Annotated in this window: 17 protein-coding genes; 8 read left to right on the forward strand and 9 right to left on the reverse strand. The window is 40.5% G+C overall.

All coding sequences use genetic code 11. The features are described 5' to 3' along the window. Positions 1–64: 64 nt before the first annotated feature. The 6 genes from OQX61_RS05715 to OQX61_RS05740 form a co-directional block, all read right to left on the reverse strand. Positions 65–1,615: a helicase HerA-like domain-containing protein gene (locus OQX61_RS05715; protein ID WP_265840694.1), complete on the reverse strand. Its 1,551-nt coding sequence runs from the start codon at positions 1,613–1,615 to the stop codon at positions 65–67. Positions 1,616–1,750: 135 nt separating this feature from the next. Then, complete coding sequence (locus OQX61_RS05720; RefSeq protein WP_265840695.1) at positions 1,751–2,863, reverse strand: M42 family metallopeptidase; 1,113 nt, start codon at positions 2,861–2,863, stop codon at positions 1,751–1,753. Positions 2,864–2,943: 80 nt separating this feature from the next. After that, on the reverse strand, positions 2,944–3,363 hold the full coding sequence (locus OQX61_RS05725; RefSeq protein ID WP_265840696.1) for a GNAT family N-acetyltransferase: 420 nt from the start codon (positions 3,361–3,363) through the stop codon (positions 2,944–2,946). 5 nt (positions 3,364–3,368) lie between these two features. Next, positions 3,369–4,571 carry an MFS transporter gene (locus OQX61_RS05730; protein WP_265840697.1) on the reverse strand — a complete coding sequence of 401 codons (1,203 nt, stop codon included), beginning with the start codon at positions 4,569–4,571 and terminating at the stop codon, positions 3,369–3,371. Continuing rightward, on the reverse strand, positions 4,534–6,075 hold the full coding sequence (locus OQX61_RS05735; RefSeq protein ID WP_265840698.1) for an acyl-CoA carboxylase subunit beta: 1,542 nt from the start codon (positions 6,073–6,075) through the stop codon (positions 4,534–4,536). The genes OQX61_RS05730 and OQX61_RS05735 overlap by 38 nt, the downstream gene beginning before the upstream one ends. Positions 6,076–6,227: 152 nt before the next feature. Further along, entirely contained in the window at positions 6,228–7,466 is a 1,239-nt protein-coding gene (locus tag OQX61_RS05740) for a porin (protein ID WP_265840699.1), read from the reverse strand. Between the two features lie 212 nt (positions 7,467–7,678). Here OQX61_RS05740 and OQX61_RS05745 point away from each other — a divergent pair, with 212 nt between their 5' ends. The 3 genes from OQX61_RS05745 (at position 7,679) to can (ending at position 10,391) form a co-directional block, all read left to right on the forward strand. After that, the gene (locus tag OQX61_RS05745) at positions 7,679–8,020 is read left to right on the forward strand and encodes a hypothetical protein (protein WP_265840700.1); all 342 of its coding nucleotides are present in this window, start codon (positions 7,679–7,681) and stop codon (positions 8,018–8,020) included. Between the two features lie 79 nt (positions 8,021–8,099). Then, positions 8,100–9,704: a SulP family inorganic anion transporter gene (locus OQX61_RS05750; protein WP_265840701.1), complete on the forward strand. Its 1,605-nt coding sequence runs from the start codon at positions 8,100–8,102 to the stop codon at positions 9,702–9,704. A gap of 6 nt (positions 9,705–9,710) precedes the next feature. Then, a complete protein-coding gene (can, locus tag OQX61_RS05755; protein WP_265840702.1) occupies positions 9,711–10,391 on the forward strand; it encodes a carbonate dehydratase in 681 nt (226 codons plus the stop codon). A gap of 127 nt (positions 10,392–10,518) precedes the next feature. Here can and pruA read toward each other — a convergent pair whose 3' ends face one another. Next, entirely contained in the window at positions 10,519–12,153 is a 1,635-nt protein-coding gene (pruA, locus tag OQX61_RS05760) for an L-glutamate gamma-semialdehyde dehydrogenase (RefSeq protein WP_265840703.1), read from the reverse strand. Between the two features lie 112 nt (positions 12,154–12,265). Between pruA and lpxK the strand changes: the two genes are divergently transcribed. From lpxK to OQX61_RS05775, 3 genes are read left to right on the forward strand one after another with little or no spacing between them, the layout of a single operon-like run. Further along, positions 12,266–13,327, forward strand: a complete 1,062-nt coding sequence (lpxK, locus tag OQX61_RS05765; RefSeq protein WP_265840704.1) for a tetraacyldisaccharide 4'-kinase — start codon at positions 12,266–12,268, stop codon at positions 13,325–13,327. Then, entirely contained in the window at positions 13,299–14,114 is an 816-nt protein-coding gene (locus tag OQX61_RS05770; protein WP_265840705.1) for a purine-nucleoside phosphorylase, read from the forward strand. The genes lpxK and OQX61_RS05770 overlap by 29 nt, the downstream gene beginning before the upstream one ends. Beyond that, complete coding sequence (locus OQX61_RS05775) at positions 14,114–16,150, forward strand: putative porin (RefSeq protein WP_265840706.1); 2,037 nt, start codon at positions 14,114–14,116, stop codon at positions 16,148–16,150. Before OQX61_RS05770 ends, OQX61_RS05775 begins: the two co-directional genes overlap by 1 nt. A gap of 70 nt (positions 16,151–16,220) precedes the next feature. Here the strand turns inward: OQX61_RS05775 and OQX61_RS05780 are convergent, their stop codons facing one another. Then, positions 16,221–17,483 carry an asparagine synthetase B gene (locus OQX61_RS05780; RefSeq protein WP_265840707.1) on the reverse strand — a complete coding sequence of 421 codons (1,263 nt, stop codon included), beginning with the start codon at positions 17,481–17,483 and terminating at the stop codon, positions 16,221–16,223. 166 nt (positions 17,484–17,649) lie between these two features. On the opposite strand from OQX61_RS05780, the gene OQX61_RS05785 reads away from it, so the two are divergent. After that, complete coding sequence (locus tag OQX61_RS05785) at positions 17,650–18,111, forward strand: peptidylprolyl isomerase (protein ID WP_265840708.1); 462 nt, start codon at positions 17,650–17,652, stop codon at positions 18,109–18,111. Between the two features lie 26 nt (positions 18,112–18,137). Next, complete coding sequence (locus OQX61_RS05790; protein ID WP_265840709.1) at positions 18,138–18,677, forward strand: DUF5606 domain-containing protein; 540 nt, start codon at positions 18,138–18,140, stop codon at positions 18,675–18,677. A gap of 321 nt (positions 18,678–18,998) precedes the next feature. On the opposite strand, the gene rlmH is transcribed toward OQX61_RS05790, so the two are convergent. Beyond that, positions 18,999–19,472 carry a 23S rRNA (pseudouridine(1915)-N(3))-methyltransferase RlmH gene (gene rlmH / locus OQX61_RS05795; RefSeq protein WP_265840710.1) on the reverse strand — a complete coding sequence of 158 codons (474 nt, stop codon included), beginning with the start codon at positions 19,470–19,472 and terminating at the stop codon, positions 18,999–19,001. Positions 19,473–19,537: the final 65 nt, after the last annotated feature.

Below are 19,537 nucleotides of genomic sequence, written 5' to 3' on the forward strand. Positions count from 1 at the left end.
GAAAATGGGTGTTTTTTGCAATTTAAGCAGCAATATCCCGAATTATGGGGAGAATACGGTGGATTTAGAACCCAAATATTCCTTTTCCACTAGTATTTCTGGTTTTTTTGCCGGTTAACATTCCGAACAGGCCCCGTACAATTTCCTTGCCAATCTGCCTGGTGATAGTTGCGCCCATTACTTGTTCCATAATGCTTTTTTCTGTTTTCTTCGTGCCGGCTCCAGCGGGTTCGGTTGCCGTTGATTCCATAGACTGTTGATCATTTAGTCGGTTGGTCAGGATTTCATAAGCACTTTCCGGATCAATAGTAGTTCCGTATTTTTTGTTCATTGGACTCGATAAAACTAACTTATCATATTCTGGCGTGTTTAAAGGTCCCATTACTGCTTTGGGAGGAGTAAGCATGGTAGCGGTTACCTCCGTAGGAATCCCTTTTTCGTTTAAGACCGTGATCAGCGCCTGCCCTGTCCCAAGGGAGGTGAGTACCTTGTCGATTTTGTAAAAGGTAGAAGTGGGATAAGTGTTAACGGTTTTCTTTAGCGCATCTGCATCATTGGGTGTAAATACCCGTAATGCATGCTGTATGCGGTTACCCAACTGAGAAAGGACACTTTCAGGGATATCTGTGGGAGATTGTGTGCAAAAGAAGACGCCTACGCCTTTAGACCTGATGAGCCTGATGATGGTTTCAATCTGTTCTAAAAATGCTTTTGAGGAGTCTTTAAACAATAAATGAGCCTCATCAATGAAGAACACGAGCTTTGGTTTATCTAAGTCACCTACTTCCGGCAGGTTGTAAAAAAGCTCTGCCAGTAAACTGAGTAAATAAGTAGAATATAGTTTAGGTTGATTTTGGACGTCTGAGATGTTCAAAAGAGAAATTGTTCCTTTTCCATCTGTTTTGAGCATTAAATCTTCTATGTCAAAAGAGGGTTCTCCAAACATGGGACTGAGTCCTTGTTGTTCGATAGTGACAATTTTCCTTAAAATAGTTCCTGAAGTGGAGGAGGAGATGCTACCATAGTCTGCTTTTATTTCATCTTTGCCAGGACCGTCAGACAGGTAGGAAATTAATTTTTTAAGGTCATTCAGGTCAATAAGGGGCAGTTTATTGTCGTCTGCATATTTGAAAATTACTGACAGTACACCAGTCTGCGTATCATTCAGGTCTAATATCTTTGAGAGTAGGGTCGGCCCGAATTCGAGGATGGTTGCCCTCATTTGTGCACCTAATTTCCCGGAAAGTGAATAAGGTTCTATTGGGTAGCCAGTTGGAGCGAAGGGTTTATTCAGCATTTTTGCCCTTTCCGCTATTTTGGGGTTGTTTTCTCCAGCCTGGTATAATCCGGAAAGGTCTCCTTTTACATCCAGCATAAAAACAGGGACTTCTGCATCCGAAAGTTGTTCTGCAAGCAGCTGTAACGTTCTGGTTTTTCCGGTACCAGTGGCGCCTGCAACAAGTCCATGGCGGTTCATCATGTGTAAATAAAGGTTCACTTCGGCATCTGCTAACACTTCGCCATCTAAAATTCCGGCACCCAGATAAATATAGGCCCCTTTAGGAGGGTATGCTGCTTTCACTTTTTCTATAAAACTTTGGGTTTGATCGCTCATAAATGAAAAATTTATAGGTTGTTGAGCTGGATATGCTCACCATACGTTCCTAAAAATAGGAAATTTAAAGCAAAATAAAAGGGTGTCTGGTTTTAACAGACACCCTTCAGGATAGCGTGTAGTATCACGCTGAAATTATTTAGAATACTTGAAATCGTGGTTTTTCTCGATGTTCAGCAATGAATGATAAATCAGGCTGATCACGTTGTCTACATCTTCTTTATGAATCATTTCTACCGTAGTGTGCATATAGCGCAATGGCAGAGAGATTAAAGCAGAAGGAACGCCGCCGTTAGAATAGGCAAATGCATCCGTATCGGTACCCGTAGACCTTGATGAAGCCTGACGCTGGAATGGAATGTCATTCTTTTCTGCGGTTTTAATCAGTAATTTATTCAGGTTGGTTTGTACTGCTGGTGCATAAGAAACTACTGGTCCTTTGCCACAAGCTAAATCTCCTTGTGTAATTTTATTGATCATCGGTGTGCTGGTGTCGTGTGTAACATCTGTAACGATGGCTACATGAGGTTTAATCCTGTGCGCGATCATTTCCGCACCGCGCAAACCAATCTCTTCCTGCACGGAGTTAACGATGTATAAAGCGAAAGGAAGTTTTTGTTTGTTTTCTTTTAACAAACGTGCAACTTCTGCAATCATGAAACCACCAGCTCTGTTGTCTAAAGCTCTTCCCACATAATAACGGTCGTTTAGCACCATGAATTCGTCTTCATAAGTGATCACACAACCAACATGGACGCCTAATGCTTCTACTTCATCCTTAGTCGTACAGCCACAGTCAAGGAAAATATTTTTTAATGCCGGAGCTTCTTCTTTTTCACCGTTTCTGGTGTGAATTGCCGGCCATCCGAATACTGCTTTCACCATTCCTTTATCGGTATGGATGTTTACTCTTTTCGATGGAGCAATCTGGTGGTCAGATCCACCATTGCGGATCACATAGATTAAGCCTTCAGGAGTAATGTAGTTTACAAACCATGAAATTTCATCAGCATGTGCTTCGATAACTACCCTGTATTCTGCTTTAGGGTTGATTACACCTACTGCAGTACCGTAATTGTCGATGAAACTTTCGTCGATATAAGGTTTCAGATAATCTAACCATAACTTCTGACCAGGATATTCAAAGCCAGTTGGCGATGGATTATTGATATATTCTTCAAAAAATTGGAGTGACTTTTTAGTAACTACAGAAACGTGTTTCTGTTTATCGTCTTTCTTTTTTGTCATTTAATGTTTCTTTAAAACGTATAATAAGCTGTGTTTTGCTTTACCTGAACAAATATATAAACTAGGCGGGAAGCAACAAGTTAATTGTTGAGTTGTAACTGCATGATGACAAATTCCAGGTCGGATTTGGAGAAGTGCTTGTCGGTTTCTACAAAGCCAAACTTCGCATAAAAAGGCATAGCGGTACTACGGGCATTGCACCATAGCATCGTGGCTCCCAAAGCAGTCACATAACTGATCAGGTGTTGGAGTAGGAAGCTGCCATAGCCTTTGTCCTGATATTCAGGAAGCGTAGCAAACTTCCTGAACTGATAAACGGCTTCTTCATTGAATAGCGAGACTACGGAAACCAGCTGATCAGCAGCAAATAAACCAAAATGGATGCCATCAGCATCATTTTCCAGCTTTACTGCGTCATAAGGATGATCCGGATACATCGCTGTATGCCTGATTCGCCAGGTAAGATCGGGTCTGATTTGTTCTATATGGGTATTTTCCATGGGGCTTAACTTTTAACCGTATTGCTGTTAAATTTATAAATACAGATGTTGAGTAATATTACCGCCGTTGTTCCAAGGCAAAATAAAGGCCATTGTCCTTCATCCCATAACCATAATCCAATTGCGGAGCCTACCGAAGCACCCACAAAGCTGACTGACATAAATACCGTATTGAGGCGGTTCCGCGCTTCCGGTACCAAGGCATAAATCCGGGTTTGGTTGGTCACATGAATCGCCTGCTGTCCGATATCGATGAAAATAATCCCTGTTATAAATAGGTAGAGCTGACTTCCGGTAAAGTAAAAAGCAACAATGCTGATGACTTGTAAAATCAGACCGGTCAAAATGTTTCTACGTGGATTTTTGCCACTGCTTAGCTTGCCAACTAATGGCGCAGCTAATGCCCCGGCAGCGCCGGCAATCCCAAACAAGCCGATTTGCATCGTTTGAAAGTTGAAGGGTGGGTTGGCTAAAAACAACACCATGGTTGTCCAGAATGCGCTGAGCACAGCAAAAGCCAGGAAATTAATCATGGAAGCCTCCCGCAGTACCGGTTCTGTTTTCACATAATTCCACATGGAAGCCATTAATTCCCGGTAAGTTCCTTTAAAAGAAGGCAGGCTGAGTGGAAAACGTTTTGCCATGAGAATCATCAATAAGGCACAGATGCCGGCGGCGATAAAATACATCGTTCTCCAGCCCCATAAAAAACCGACACTGCCGCTGATGGATCTGGAAGCCAGAATTCCGATCAGTAAACCACTGGTAATGATACCTATCGTTTCTCCGCGTTTTTCGTCGGAACTTAGATTGGCTGCCATTGGCAAGATTAATTGCGGAACGACAGAACTTGCGCCAATAAGCACACTGGCGATTTGCAGCAATAAAAAACTATGCGACATCGCGGCAAGTAATAACGATACCACAGCCAGTCCGGTAATTATTAATATTTGTTTCCGGCGTTCAAACATATCGCCAAGCGGCACCACTAAAAACAAACCCAGTGCATAACCTGCCTGGGTAAGGTAAGTGATCATACCGGCATGGCTTTCCGTTAAATTAAACTCGCTGGCCACCAGGATCACCAGTGGTTGACAATAATAGATGTTTGCTACAATCAGGCCGGTACAAAAAGCCATGAGGACGACATCTGTACGACTCAATTTCATTTTATAAAGGTATATTTCCGTGTTTTCTGCGTGGTGCATTGACCACTTTATTTTCCAGCATTTTAAATGCTTTGATCAATTTTATTCTCGTTTGCGCAGGCTCAATCACCTCATCTACAAAACCACGTTCTGCGGCGCGGTAAGGATTGGCAAAAGTATCAGAATAAAGTTTTTCTTTTTCCAGCCATTTTTCTTCCGGGTTTTCTGCAGTGCTGATTTCTTTCTTAAAAATAATTTCAGCAGCTCCTTTAGCACCCATTACCGCAATTTCGGCAGTAGGCCAGGCATAGTTCATATCCGCACCAATATGTTTGGAATTCATTACGTCATAGGCGCCACCATAAGCTTTTCTGGTGATTACCGTAATACGAGGAACCGTTGCTTCGCTAAAGGCATATAATAATTTTGCGCCGTTATTGATGATGCCATTCCATTCCTGATCGGTGCCCGGAAGGAAGCCAGGTACATCTTCAAATACCAGCAAAGGGATGTTGAAGCAATCACAAAAGCGAACAAAACGTGCCGCTTTAGTGGAAGCATGATTGTCTAATACACCAGCAAGGTAGGCGGGCTGATTGGCCACAATACCAATACTTTTTCCTGCCAGACGCGCAAAGCCAACCACAATATTTTCTGCATATTCTCTGTGTACTTCCAAAAAGCTGTTCGCATCCATCACCTCATCAATCACGCTTCTCGCATCGTAAGGCTGATTTGCATTGACAGGCATCAGGGTATTTAAAGAAATACGCTCTTCATTTGTAGCTTCATAAGGAAGCGAAGCAGGTGTTTCTTCACAATTCTGAGGCATATAGCTCAGTAATCTTTTAACATGGTTGATGGCATCCAGCTCATTGGCACAGGCAAAATGCGTGACTCCGGATTTGGTGGCATGGGTAGTTGCGCCGCCTAGCTCTTCGGAAGTAACGATTTCATGTGTCACCGTTTTTACCACATTGGGGCCGGTTACAAACATATATGAAGTGTTTTCTACCATCAATATGAAATCTGTGATGGCAGGAGAGTATACTGCTCCACCAGCGCAAGGCCCCATAATGGCAGACAATTGTGGGATTACCCCCGAGGCCTGTACATTCCTGTAAAAAATGTCTGCATAACCACCAAGCGAAACGACACCTTCCTGAATACGTGCGCCACCACTATCGTTTAAGCCGATTACCGGTGCCCCATTTTTCATGGCCATATCCATAATCTTACAGATCTTTTCGGCATGAGTTTCTGAAAGTGAGCCGCCAAAAACAGTAAAATCCTGCGAGAATACATAGACGAGACGACCATTGATATTTCCGTATCCCGTCACCACACCATCACCTGGGTATATTTCTTTTTCCATGCCAAAATCGGTGCTTCTATGAGTTACCAACATGCCGATTTCTTCAAAAGAGTTCTCATCCATTAAGAAATGAATCCTTTCCCTTGCGGTCAGTTTTCCTTTTTTATGCTGGCTTTCGATTCTTGCTGCTCCACCACCGGTATGGGCTTGTTTAACTTTATCCTGAAGTAACTCGATTTTGGTTTTCATTAGAATATATTTGGTTTTTCTATGGTTGATTGTCTTTTTGATTTGCCCGGAAAATACAATCTCAGTTAAATGTAGATTTTAAGGTCATCATTTAACTGAGATTCCGCTATAATGATTTCGTAAAATAGCAATATTTATTAAATAGATCCTAATTACCAGCGATACTGTAAGCGCGCAGTAAATACGTCATCTTTAATGTCTTTGGTGTATTGAGGCAGTTGTGTATCATCATTAACTACATGTTCATTATATACGGTCAACTTTAAACGTCCGTTCATCGTGTAAGTAAGGCCATAACCCAGTGTACTAAACTTAATATCTCCGGCAGTGGTATTGCTGTTTGGCGCACCAATTTCGTTTTCAGACACATGAATATTTGGGTCGTAAACATCGTAAGCAAGCAAAGCATTGAACTTAGATTTTCCAATTCTCTGTGTTAACCAGAAATAATATCCATTAAAATCACGCAGGTAAAGGTCTGTTTTTGGCTGAGCAGAGAAACTCATGCTGGCAGCAGGACCTGTAATATCTGAAGAACTGGCCACTCCTGGTTGTTTTCCGGCTACATATTCTGCTTTAAACAAAGTGGTACCAAAAGAATTGTCATACTGTAGCTGCAGGTTTGCGCCATAATAATCGCGGTTTGCATAGTCATTTACATGACCAGGATTAGTGTCTTTGACATAACCATTGCCATTTCTGACAAAAAACGTCTCTGTGTCACTACGTACGTAGCCTTTATAGTAGGAAGTACCAAAACCCAGGTGTAATTTTTTATTGGAAAGGCTGTCAAATTTGAAACCTAAGTTGGCCACAATATCTTTTTTGGAATCGTAGTCTCTGGCCGTTAATCCGCTACCATTGATCACTGCAATATCAGCGGTTAAGAAGCTTAATGGCTTGTAGTCAGGCTTAAATGTAATCATAGCACCAAGGTCACGTTCTCTTGGCATTAGCGTTTGAAAAACCCTTGCACGCTCCGGAAAGTCCCTGTATCCTGAAGAATAAACGATAGAATAGCCAAATGGGCGGTTAAACAAACCTGCGGTAAAAAGAAACTGTTTGCTGTCTTCCTGGTGAAGCTGAATAAAAGCATCCATCAACTGTACGCCATTCTGTGTGGCATCAATCTGGAACACAATACTCGAGTATTTATCGGCACGGTCAATCTTCAACCGGCCTCTTCTGATCATAAAACGGGAATCAGAATTCTTCGTGAAATCTCCTCCGGAAAAAGAATTGATTCCCGCCGATTCGGCCCACTGGAACTGTGTTTGAAGGTATCCGGTGATGTTTATTTCATGCGGAGCATAAGAAGAGGGGGCGTTATTGCTTTGCGCCAGAATCGAGAAAGGAGCCAGCATGACGATGAATAGTAATAATTTTCTCATGAATTAGATAAGAGGATTTTGAGCTGCCTAAATTACGGTTAATGCTTCATTTTTCTATGAAAAAGCATTGTTTTTAAATTTAATTCCTTGTTTTTGAGTGGAATACAAGCGAAATTACATTTTTTTTACATGACAATTTGCTAGTTGGGCATTTTTGGAGCTATTTTTGAACAGTTAACTGTGAAGAATTAATAATAAACTAAATAAACAGAATGTCAGTACGGAAATACCGTCTTTTAATCATCATTACCTTTTTAGGCATCTTTTGCGTAAAGATGATGATTTCCGGCGCACCCGTATTTTTTAGCGATATCCAAAAAGAAAGCATTCAACTGGTGATCTTGCAGATCGAAGTTGAGCATAGTGCGGACGGTGATAGTGGTAAAGCTAAAGTGAATCTTCTGGATTATAAAATGATCTCTTCTCATTACACTATGGACTTTAATGCTGTGCTCAGTCATTTCGGTATCAGCAACAGTTATATAGATCATTTTAAACGGCATGTAGATCCTTTTCATCCATCCGTACCGACCCCACCTCCAAACCTGTGCTAAACTAGTAGTACAATTAAACCCTTACAGGGATAGCTGTGCAATTTTTTAAATTAGTTTACAAGAATTAAAACATTGTTTTATGCAAAATGGTAACTCAATCTTTTCAAGATTGGAAGTGAAGAAGTATATATTAAAAAAGAACTTAAAGCGTGATTTGCCATCCAGTATCGTGGTGTTTTTGGTGGCATTGCCTTTATGTTTGGGTGTGGCCCTGGCCTCAGGAGCACCGTTATTTGCCGGTTTAGTAACCGGTATCGTGGGAGGTATTGTAGTTGCAAGTCTTAGTGGTTCTCAATTGAGTGTGAGTGGTCCTGCCGCAGGACTTACCGCAATCGTGCTTGGCGCGATTGGTCAGCTAGGCGGTTATCAAACATTTTTATTAGCCGTAGTGCTGGCAGGTGCCATGCAGATCGTATTAGGCTTGCTGAAAGGCGGAATGATCGGTAACTATTTCCCCTCCAGTGTAATTGAAGGGATGTTAGCAGCGATTGGGGTAACCTTAATCCTGAAACAACTCCCTCATGCTTTAGGTGTAGATTCAGATTTTTTTGGGGATCAGAGTTTTTTCCAGGGAGACAACCAAAACACGTTTTCTGCTATAGGAAATGCGCTTAATCATTTTACACTAGCCGCGATTGTGATCAGTGGACTCTCTATTGCAGTGCTGTTGTACTGGCCGAAGTTGAAAAAAGTAAATGTAATTCCTGCACCACTGGTAGTGGTAGCTTTAGGTATTATACTAAGTATCGCCTTCCAGGGAACAGGATATGCATTGAATGCCACGCAAATGGTGGAAATTCCAGTGGTTAACGGATGGTCAGATTTGACCAGCTTATTTACCATGCCTAATTTCTCTGCCATTACAGATAGCAAAGTATGGGTTGTTGCTGCAACAATTGCAGTAGTTGCCAGTTTAGAAACTTTACTAAGTATTGAGGCGGTAGATAAAATCGACCCGATCAAAAGAACATCTCCAACAAACAGAGAGCTATTAGCTCAGGGTGTAGGTAATATGGCCAGTGGTATGTTGGGTGGTTTACCTCTAACTTCCGTGATAGTAAGGAGTTCCGCAAACGTAAATGCAGGAGGAAGAACTAAAATGTCTGCGATTTTTCATGGCGTTTGGTTACTTTTGTCTTTCTTATTTATTCCGGGTGTGATCAATATGATTCCTTTAGCCTGTTTGGCAGCCATCTTATTGGTAACCGGTTATAAATTAACACGTATTGCTTTATTCCAACATATGTATCATAAAGGCTGGGACCAGTTTGTACCGTTTGTGATCACGATTATAGCCGTGTTACTGACCGACCTTTTAAAAGGTGTGGCCGTAGGGATGGTATTTTCCATCTTCTACCTGTTACGTACCAACATGCGTAATCCATATTTTTACAAAATTCAGGAAGAAGGAAATAAGAAAAATCTTCGCATTAAATTAGCGGAAGAGGTTTCATTCTTAAATAAAGCAGCGATTCAGGTGATGCTGAACAATATCCCTAAAGAAACAACTGTCATTATCGATGGAACAAATTCCCGATATATTGATCCCGATGTGTTGGAAACGATTTTCAACTTTAAGCACAACGCTTTTACCAAAGGAACAATAGTGATATTAGAGAACATTAAAAAACAATATACTGTACCAAAATTGGACAGTAAAATCATAGAAGAAATTAATAACTAGATTATTATGTGCGCAAAATTAGAAAAACAAGATAGCAATCAAATTACATACGAAGGATTATTACAAGGAAACAAAGACTGGGTGGCTTCCACTTTAGCAGAGGATCCTAAATACTTTGAGCGTTTATCTGCCGGACAAAAACCTCCGATCCTTTGGATTGGTTGTTCCGATAGTCGTGTTCCGGCAAACCAGATCACGAATACCAACCCTGGTGATATCTTTGTACACCGTAACATTGCCAATGTGGTAGTGCATACCGATATGAACATGTTAAGTGTTCTTGATTATGCGGTCAATGTATTAGAAGTAGAACACGTAATTGTTTGTGGTCACTACGGCTGTGGCGGGGTAGAAGCTGCCATGGGTAATAAACAATATGGAATTATCGACAACTGGTTGAGAAACATTAAGGATACTTATAGATTGCATTACCATGAACTGGACATGATCTCTGATAAAAAGAAGAGAAGCGAAAGATTAGTGGAGCTGAATGTAATTGAAGGTGTTTTTAACCTGACTAAAACCTCTATCGTTCAGAACAGATGGTCTAATGGTAAGAAGCTAAGCCTTCATGGTTGGGCTTATAGCCTTGAAAATGGCTTTATTTCAGATCTTGGTGTTACTTGTGACAACAACAGTAATATGAATTCTGTCTTCAGAATGGATGGAATTGATAAAGCTAAATAATTAATGATGATATAACAGGCTGTGATAAGCAGCCATCTTCAACCAAAAAGCGGAGGATCCTTTCAGGACCTCCGCTTTTTACGTATATCAGAATTGATCTGCTGATCAATTCGTTCTTATCAGATGATTAGTCGTTAGACAAAAACGGGTAACGGAAATCTTTAGGTGGATCAAAAGTTTCTTTGATCGTACGTGGAGAAACCCAACGTAAAAGATTGATCATTGAACCTGCTTTATCATTGGTACCAGAACCTCTGGCGCCACCAAATGGCTGTTGACCAACAACTGCACCTGTACATTTATCATTGATGTAGAAGTTACCAGCTGCATTTCTCAAACGTTGTGTTGCTTTTTCAATCGCATAACGATCCTGAGCAATCACCGCGCCTGTTAAAGCATAGATTGAAGTGCTGTCAACGATGTCTAAAATTTCATCGAATTTATCATCATCATAAACAAATAACGTCAATACCGGACCGAACAACTCTTCGCACATGGTTACGTACTTAGGATCCTGAACTACCAATACCGTAGGCTCAATAAAGTATCCCTTAGATTTGTCGTAGTTACCACCGGCAATAATTTCTACACTACTGTCTTTTTTAGCTTCATCAATGTATTTCGCTAATTTGTCGAAAGAATTTCCGTCTATTACCGCATTCACAAAGTTTCCGAAATCTTCCGTACCACCCATTTTGAACTCAGCAAGATCGCGAAGCATGTATTCTTTTACTTTAGGCCAGATGCTCTTTGCCACGTAAACACGTGAAGCAGCAGAACATTTTTGTCCCTGGTATTCGAATGCACCACGGATGATCGCGGTACTCGAAGATTCTGCTTCCGCCGAACCATGAATAAGGATAAAATCTTTACCCCCTGTTTCCCCAACAATACGTGGGTAAGTTTTGAATTTATGAATGTTATTTCCGATCGTTTTCCAGATGTCCTGGAATACGCCTGTAGATCCTGTAAAGTGGATACCAGCGAAATCAGGGTGGTTAAAGATCACTTCACCTGCTTCCGGTCCGGAAACATATACCAGGTTGATTACACCATCAGGTAAACCAGCTTCTTTGAAAATCTGCATCAATACATTCGCAGAATAAATCTGTGTATTTGCAGGTTTCCAAACGATTACGTTCCCCATCATTGCTGCTGAAGTAGGTAAATTACCAGCAATTGCAGTAAAGTTAAATGGTGTTAAAGCGAATACAAAACCTTCTAACGGGCGTTGTTCTACTCTGTTCCATGAACCTTTAGGAGAAACCGGAGGTTGTTGTTTATAGATTTCCGACATATAACTTACGTTAAAACGAAGGAAGTCAATCAGCTCACAAGCCGCATCAATCTCTGCCTGGTAAGCATTTTTCGATTGACCCAACATCGTTGCTGCGTTTAATTTATAGCGGTATGGACCTGCAATAAGATCAGCTGCTTTCAGGAAGATTGCTGCACGGTGTTCCCATGCTAAATTTTCCCATTTTGATTTTGCTGCCAAAGCAGCATCAATAGCCTGACTTACATGTTCCTTCGTCCCCTTGCTGTATTCAGCAAGAATATGCTGATGGTCGTGTGGAGGAGTTGCGGTTCCTTTATTTTCAGTATGAACTTCCTTTCCGTTGATGTACATCGGGATGTCAATTTTTTTAGAGCGGGCTTCGGCAATTGCGGCCTTCAAAAGTTCACGTTCTTTACTTCCCGGGGCGTAACCTAAAATAGGCTCGTTAACCGGAGTTGGTACGTTAAAAAATCCTTTAAGCATGATATAAAATATTGTTTGTACAAAGATAGCCTTTTATTTTGTTGACCGGTAACCCTCTATATGTATAAACTTCATGCATTACGCGCTATAATTCTTATTTTTGAAGCGCAGCATGATAAAATACTTACGCTACCTGTTATTTCCTTTTTCCATCCTATATGGCATCGTAGTTTTTGTGAGAAACAAGTGCTATGATAACGGTGTATTTAAAGCTACCGGCTTTGATATTCCGGTAATATGTGTCGGAAATTTGGTGGTGGGAGGTTCTGGTAAAAGTCCGGTGACAGAGTATCTGGTCCGTCTTTTTCCGGACCGTAAAATTGCCATATTGAGCCGTGGTTATGGCCGTAAGACCAAAGGTTTTATCCTGGCGGATGATCAGGCAACAGCCGAAACTATCGGTGATGAGCCGATGCAGTTTTACCGGAAATTCCCACAAGTCACCGTGGCTGTCTGTGAAGACCGTGTGGTTGGGGCAACAGCATTACAGAAAAATCACGATCTGATTATTCTCGATGATGCTTATCAACACCGTGCTATTCGTGCAGGCTACCACATCCTCTTATTTGAGTTTGAAAAGTTATTGAGTCCGCAGTTCTTGTTACCCGCAGGAAACCTAAGGGAAAGCTTTTCCGGATATAAAAGAGCAGAATCGATCCTGATTACCAAATCTCCGGAAGTCATCCAGCCGGAAATGGCCGGAAAATGCCTGAATAAATTTGAAGGTAACTGGCAAAAACAGGTTGTGTTTTCTTCCCTGGTTTATCAGGATCTGGTGCCCTTAATTCCTGGAGAAAAACGTTTATGCAGTTCAATTAATGGAAATACAATCGTATTTTTACTTACTGGAATTGCCAATCCAAAGCCATTGTTACAGTATATAGGGCAACATACCAGCAAGATTAAGCATTATGACTATCCTGATCATTACCGCTTTACCGAACAAGATATCAATGAGCTGCTGAAGGACTTTAAAAACGACCCTGCTACAGAAAAAATCATCATCACAACAGAAAAGGACGCGCAACGTTTATTAGATGATACTTTAAAAGAATTACTGTTAAATTTACCAATCTTTTATTTGCCAGTCAAAATTGGGTTAAGCGCAAAAGATAAAATTATATTTGATCAAAAAATTATAGCTTATGTTTCAAGTCATACACGAAACCGTTGAATATCTAAAACGTAAAACGAATGATTTCCAACCAGAAATTGGCATCGTTTTAGGAACTGGTCTTGGTGGATTGGTAGGCGAGATAGAAATAGTACATCAATTGATGTACTCCAATATCCCTAATTTTCCGATCTCGACGCTGGAATTTCATTCCGGTAAACTGATATTTGGTACACTCAACGGGAAAAAAGTGGTTGCGATGCAAGGCAGATTGCATTATTATGAAGGGTATAATATGCAACAGATTACCTTTCCAATCCGCGTGATGAAAGCCCTTGGAATTGCGCATCTTTTTGTTTCCAATGCAGCAGGCTCTCTTAATCCTGACTTCAAAAAAGGGGAGCTGATGATCATCAATGACCACATTAACCTGCAACCTGAAAGTCCGCTTCGCGGAAGAAATGACTCCGATATGGGACCTCGCTTTCCGGATATGAGCCAGCCATACCAACGATCTTTAATTAAATCTGCCCTGCAAATTGCAAAAGACAATGATGTCGTTTGTCACCAGGGTGTATATGTTGCGGTAACTGGTCCAAATCTGGAAACCAAAGCAGAATATAAATATTTACGCATCATCGGCGGTGATGCTGTAGGAATGAGTACTGTACCCGAGGTGATTGTGGCCAATCACATGAGTATCCCCGTATTTGCCATTTCCGTATTAACAGATGAAGGTTTTCCGGAAGAATTACAGCCGGTAAGCCTGGAAGAAATCATTGAAACTGCAAGAATTGCAGAACCAAAAATGACAAAAATACTGAGCCAATTAATCTCTACTTTATAATGTATAAAAGCATTGCCATATTTGTTTTTTGCTTTTTCCTGTTAGGGAGTGGGCAGCTGTTTGCCCAGGATCTAAAGACGACGGTAAATGATAATAAATTACTGGATTCGTTAAGAAAGAAAGATGAAGCAGGGTTGGACTCTGTCATTTTTACTTCCCGATTTATCAGGTATACCACTTTGAAGCTTACTAAAGACAGCATTCAAACCTTACCACTGGACACCACACTGGCTGGTTTCCATAATTTCAGTATGATTGCCCAGCCAAGAAGACCAACTGTCGGCACAGGAAATCTAGGCCTGGCAGCGATGCCAATGTTGTTTGAACCTTCAAAAAGGATTGGATTTGATGCCGGATTTCATTCCCTGGACTTTTATGCCATAGGGCAGGATGATATCAAATATTATCAGGCCAGAACACCATTTACTAATCTTTACTTCATCTCTGCCGGAGAAACCGAGGCGATATTCAAAGTAACACACTCACAGAATATCAAAAGAAACTGGAACATCGGTGCGAATTACAATAGAATTGGTGCCAATGGTTATTATCCAAGACAAAGAGGGGATCACTTAAATGCGGATATTTTTTCCTGGTATCAAAGTCCGAATAAACGCTATAACCTATGGGCAGCAGCGATCTTCAACACGCTGAAAGCGCGAGAAAACGGATCCATTTATAATGACAACATCTACGGGAAAAATGAAGAGAACTTTGGTTTAGACCACCTTTCTGAACCCGTTAGACTAGTTGATGCAGGGCATATTTACCGTTCAAATTCTTTCATGATCAAGCAAACTTATTTTGTAGGAAGGATAGACAGCCTTGCTCAGGAGATTTCTGACAAGATTTTACCAACCAATAAAATAGCTTATACTTTTAAATACGACCAAAACGCTTACACTTTTCATAAAACTTCAGCGGATGATCATACGGCGATTCCAGCAGGGATAGCAGACCTCTCGTTTACCTACGACAGTACCCGCTATATGAATGTGCAGAATGAATTTATGTACAGCTTTTTCCTTCGTGGAAAGGGTAATTCTATCATCAAGAATGAGCTAAAACTGGATGCCGGAATCAGACATGATTTCTACAAGTACCATCAGGGGGTGTATTATCCAAATAAAGTAGATACTTACTACAATTACAACTCTACTTTTCAGAACGTTACACTACTGGGGTCTGCGGGGTACAGGTTTAGTAACCGGATCGATCTGAATGTAGATTTACAGCAAATATTTCAGGGAAGAAACAGTGGAGACTTTCTCTATGAAGCAAAAAGTAATGTCCTGTTGAGCAAGTCCGTAGGGCGGATTGTTTTAGGAGGTTATTTTCAAAACAAGTCACCGGAGGAAATCTTTACCCGCTATTTTGGAAACCATTACAATTGGAAAGCAGATTTTAACCGTACAAAAACCATTAACCTATCCTTTAAATACCTGAATGACCGACTGAATTTTGAAGCAGGAGCAGAGTATTACAGAATCAGTGATTACCTGTATTTTACAACGCCAACAGATGGCGTACTTGACAGTGCTTTTTATGCGACAAATGCGAATAAGATTGTTCCGGCACAACTCGGCAGTATCAACCTGTTAAAAATTACAGTGGGTAAAAAACTGAAATTTGGTAAATTCAATCTGGATAGCTATCTGGTTTATCAAAAAACTGACAACCCGAATGTTTTGAGAACCCCGGAATTGTATGCTTTTGCCAGTTTCTTTTTAGACCATACCTTCTTTAAAGCCTTAAAAACAAACGTAGGATTTGATATCCGTTACAATACACCTTATAAGAATTACTCTTATTCTGCACCAGCAGGACAGTTTTACGTCGGACAAGGCACAACTTTCGATACTACACCAATTGTGGATGTCTGGGTGAAAGCTAGTCTGAGAAAGGCCAATATATTTGTGAAAACTGATTATGCCAATCAGGGACTATTATCTAAAGGATATTATTCTGTAAACCGTTACCCGATGATGGACAGAGTCCTCGTGAAATTCGGTGTAAGCTGGAGTTTCTACGATTAACCGATATTGTTTTCAATGATCAACTTCGTTTTCTACAAAGCCCCGGGGTTTTTAGAATGAATGTTGTTTTTTATGTTTTCTGCGGTTTTTTCTTAGCCGCAGGAAACAATACATTATTCAAAATTAACCGATAACCCGGCGAGTTGGGATGCAGATTCAGGTCTGTCGGCGGATCACCTACCGCATGCTGGTAGTCTTCCGGATCATGGCCACCATAAAAGGTAAACTGTCCTTTACCAATTTCTCCGTTCAGGTACCTGACTTCTTCCGAACCTTTGTTTTCTCCCAGTACGGTGATATTTGGCTTCACCAACGATTTACGGAAAGCTGTAGTCTGTCCCATAAATCCTTTAATCACCTTTTCATGATTTTGCGTCAGCATAGCAGGCACCAAATCCCATTTTGCAGAAAAATCAAACAGCGTAAAAAAGTCGTTGCTCTGGATTAAAGTTCTGGTCTGCGTGACATCAATGTCCGAGAATTCGTAATTATTAGGATTGATATCCAGTTTAAAGTTTTTGAACGCAAAGGTTTTGTTGTAGTCTATTTTTGATTGTGCCTGTGGATCTGCGCCATCCCCGTCAAACATCGTTTCACAAATGTCTACACCCTCAGCACTCAGCGCGATGTCATAACTATCCGTTGCCGAACACATAGCGAATAAGAAGCCACCACCAGCACAAAACTCCTTCATCCTTTTGGCTACAGCGAGTTTCATTTCCGATACCTTAGTAAAGCCATTCCGCTTTGCAGTAGCCTCCTGATTTTTAACATCTTCCCGATACCAGGACGCATTGCGGAAAGAACTCCAGAAACGTCCGTATTGTCCCGTAAAATCTTCATGGTGCAAATGCAGCCAGTCATAGCCCGAAAGCTTGTCTTTTAACACCTCATCATCGTAAACGACATCATAAGGGATCTCCGCATAACGCAGCACCATCGTTACCGCATCATCCCATGGAAGCTTGCTTTTTGGCGAATACACTGCGATTTTGGGTGATTTCTCCAGCTTTACCATCTCCATATTGACTTCCGGATCACTAATCTCATTGAGGATCGCCGTCACCTTTCCATCTGGCAGTATCTGATAAGAAACCCCACGGGTCTTACATTCATCTTCGATATTTTTATGATACTCCAGGAGAAAACTGCCCCCGCGATAGTTCAGTAACCAGCTCACACCTGCCTTTTGCTGTATGCTCCAATACGCAATTCCATAAGCTTTAAGGTGGTTCTTTTGGTCTTCATCCATATAAACAAGAATAGAAGAAGCCTTTAAACCGAAGCTAAAAATCATTAAACACAACAGCAGGTATACTTTTTTCAGGGACATACTTTTATCAGGGTATATGCGAATGTAATTTTTTTGAACCTATAATAAAATTATTGTACTGAATAAACGTTTATAGACGATAATCAGTATCCCTGGCTTTTTTACCAGTAATTAATATTCAGGAGTCATTACAATTTACTAAATTTGGCATTTACAAAAAATTATCATGAGCAAAGCAATAATAAAAACAGATAAAGGTAACATGACTGTTCAGTTTTATGATCAGGATGCACCGAACGCCGTTGCTAACTTTAAGAAATTAGCTTCAGAAGGATTCTATGATGGCATTAGTTTTCACAGGGTAATTCCTAATTTCGTAATTCAAGGTGGATGTCCAAACTCTAAAGACCCGTCTAAAGCACATTTAGCAGGTACTGGTGGCCCGGGTTACAAAATTGATTGTGAGTTAACAGGAGAAAACCAATACCATGATCGTGGTGTATTGTCTATGGCACATGCTGGTAGAAACACTGGTGGTTCACAATTCTTTGTATGTCACAGCAGAGACAATACTGCTCATTTAGATAGAGTACACACTTGTTTCGGAAAAGTAATAGAAAATGTTGATATTGTTGACGATATCAAACAAGGAGATAAGATTATAGGGATAGAAGTAATTGAAGACTAGTTCTTACTTCTCAAAAACAAAATATTATGAATTTAAGAGGAATCGTTGCAGTATCTGGAAGACCAGGTCTATTTAAGCTGGTAGGACAAAATAAAGGCGGATACGTTTTAGAAAGTCTGGATGCACAAAAAGTTAAAATTGTAGCTAACATTACTACAACTAAACTTGCGTCATTAGAAGATATTACCGTATACGGCGAAGATGACGATTTGAAGTTGTTGGATGTTTTTGCAAATATCGTTGCTGCTAAAGGAAATGTTCCTGATGCAAAAGCAGATGCAAAAGATTTGAAAGCTTTCTTTTTAGAAGTAGCTCCAGGTCATGACCAGGAGAAAGTTTATGCTTCTGATATGAAGAAAATTGTTTCATGGTACCATTTGTTAAAGGATATGCCACTTTTCAGTGAAGCAGCTCCGGAAGCAATTGTAGACCAGGATGGCGTTAAAATTGAAGATAAATCGGACAAAAAGCCAAAAGCAAGCCCGAAACCATCTAATACAAAAGCACCGGGTAAAGCAGCTCAGCCAGCTAAAAAAGCTAGCATGACAAGCAAAAAAGGCGTTTAGTCATTGTATTGAACGAAATAGGTTATACAAAAGCCGGATCTTTAACAGATCCGGCTTTTTGTTTTTATTTATCCCCGCTGATTCTTGTCGCGTATAATAACCTCATCTTTATCGCGTAAAACAGCGAAAAAAGCCTACAGATAAAACCAGATCAAAAGAAAGGCAGCGATTGAAATGATAATCGCAATGATATAATTCAAACGATCCTTTCTCGGATTGCTTTTGTATCTGTATTTTCTCTTAAAATCACCGGGCAATTGCATAATAACTCCTTTTTGTATATGATGATGAATGGACTGGATTTCCACAAATCGGATAGATTTATTCGTGGTGATAAGGTTCTCCTTTTAAAATGCTAAAAGCACGGTACAATTGCTCCACAAAAAACAAGCGCACCATCTGGTGAGAAAACGTCATATCTGATAAAGAGATAGTGCCATTTGCCCTTTGATACACACTTTCATCAAAGCCATAAGGTCCGCCAATGATGAAAATAATATGCTGCACACTGCCAATCATCTGTTTATTCAGGTAATTGGCAAATAAAACCGAAGTATATTTTTTCCCTTTCTCATCCATCAGAATAACCGTGTCGAGGTTACTCACCTGCTTCAAAATCAGTTCGGCTTCCTTACTCTTCTGTTGTGCTTCCGTGAGGTTCTTAGTGTTTTTTACATCGGGAATCACGACCAGGTTGAAGCCGATATAATGTTTCAATCTTTTAAGATATTTATCAATCCCCTCAATCAGGTATTTGTCTTCGGTTTTTCCTACAACCAGTAATGTAATTTTCATTCGTTTAACCTTGTTTTATCTTCATGAAAGCCATACAGTTGCCATCGCATTTCGATTTGTTCTGC

Origin of the sequence: Pedobacter sp. PLR (genome assembly GCF_026239675.1) — a bacterium.
In the GTDB taxonomy this organism is placed as follows: Bacteria; Bacteroidota; Bacteroidia; order Sphingobacteriales; family Sphingobacteriaceae; genus Pedobacter.

Excerpts from the sequence above, each read along its gene's own strand:
- OQX61_RS05790 (WP_265840709.1), top strand. The coding sequence starts at position 18,138 with ATGAATTTAAGAGGAATCGTTGCAGTATCTGGAAGACCAGGTCTATTT.
- OQX61_RS05720 (WP_265840695.1), bottom strand. The coding sequence starts at position 2,863 with ATGACAAAAAAGAAAGACGATAAACAGAAACACGTTTCTGTAGTTACT.
- can (WP_265840702.1), top strand. The coding sequence starts at position 9,711 with ATGTGCGCAAAATTAGAAAAACAAGATAGCAATCAAATTACATACGAA.
- OQX61_RS05725 (WP_265840696.1), bottom strand. The coding sequence starts at position 3,363 with ATGGAAAATACCCATATAGAACAAATCAGACCCGATCTTACCTGGCGA.
- OQX61_RS05740 (WP_265840699.1), bottom strand. The coding sequence starts at position 7,466 with ATGAGAAAATTATTACTATTCATCGTCATGCTGGCTCCTTTCTCGATT.
- pruA (WP_265840703.1), bottom strand. The coding sequence starts at position 12,153 with ATGCTTAAAGGATTTTTTAACGTACCAACTCCGGTTAACGAGCCTATT.
- OQX61_RS05785 (WP_265840708.1), top strand. The coding sequence starts at position 17,650 with ATGAGCAAAGCAATAATAAAAACAGATAAAGGTAACATGACTGTTCAG.
- OQX61_RS05750 (WP_265840701.1), top strand. The coding sequence starts at position 8,100 with ATGCAAAATGGTAACTCAATCTTTTCAAGATTGGAAGTGAAGAAGTAT.
- rlmH (WP_265840710.1), bottom strand. The coding sequence starts at position 19,472 with ATGAAAATTACATTACTGGTTGTAGGAAAAACCGAAGACAAATACCTG.
- lpxK (WP_265840704.1), top strand. The coding sequence starts at position 12,266 with ATGATAAAATACTTACGCTACCTGTTATTTCCTTTTTCCATCCTATAT.
- OQX61_RS05780 (WP_265840707.1), bottom strand. The coding sequence starts at position 17,483 with ATGTCCCTGAAAAAAGTATACCTGCTGTTGTGTTTAATGATTTTTAGC.
- OQX61_RS05730 (WP_265840697.1), bottom strand. The coding sequence starts at position 4,571 with ATGCACCACGCAGAAAACACGGAAATATACCTTTATAAAATGAAATTG.
- OQX61_RS05735 (WP_265840698.1), bottom strand. The coding sequence starts at position 6,075 with ATGAAAACCAAAATCGAGTTACTTCAGGATAAAGTTAAACAAGCCCAT.
- OQX61_RS05745 (WP_265840700.1), top strand. The coding sequence starts at position 7,679 with ATGTCAGTACGGAAATACCGTCTTTTAATCATCATTACCTTTTTAGGC.
- OQX61_RS05715 (WP_265840694.1), bottom strand. The coding sequence starts at position 1,615 with ATGAGCGATCAAACCCAAAGTTTTATAGAAAAAGTGAAAGCAGCATAC.
- OQX61_RS05770 (WP_265840705.1), top strand. The coding sequence starts at position 13,299 with ATGTTTCAAGTCATACACGAAACCGTTGAATATCTAAAACGTAAAACG.
- OQX61_RS05775 (WP_265840706.1), top strand. The coding sequence starts at position 14,114 with ATGTATAAAAGCATTGCCATATTTGTTTTTTGCTTTTTCCTGTTAGGG.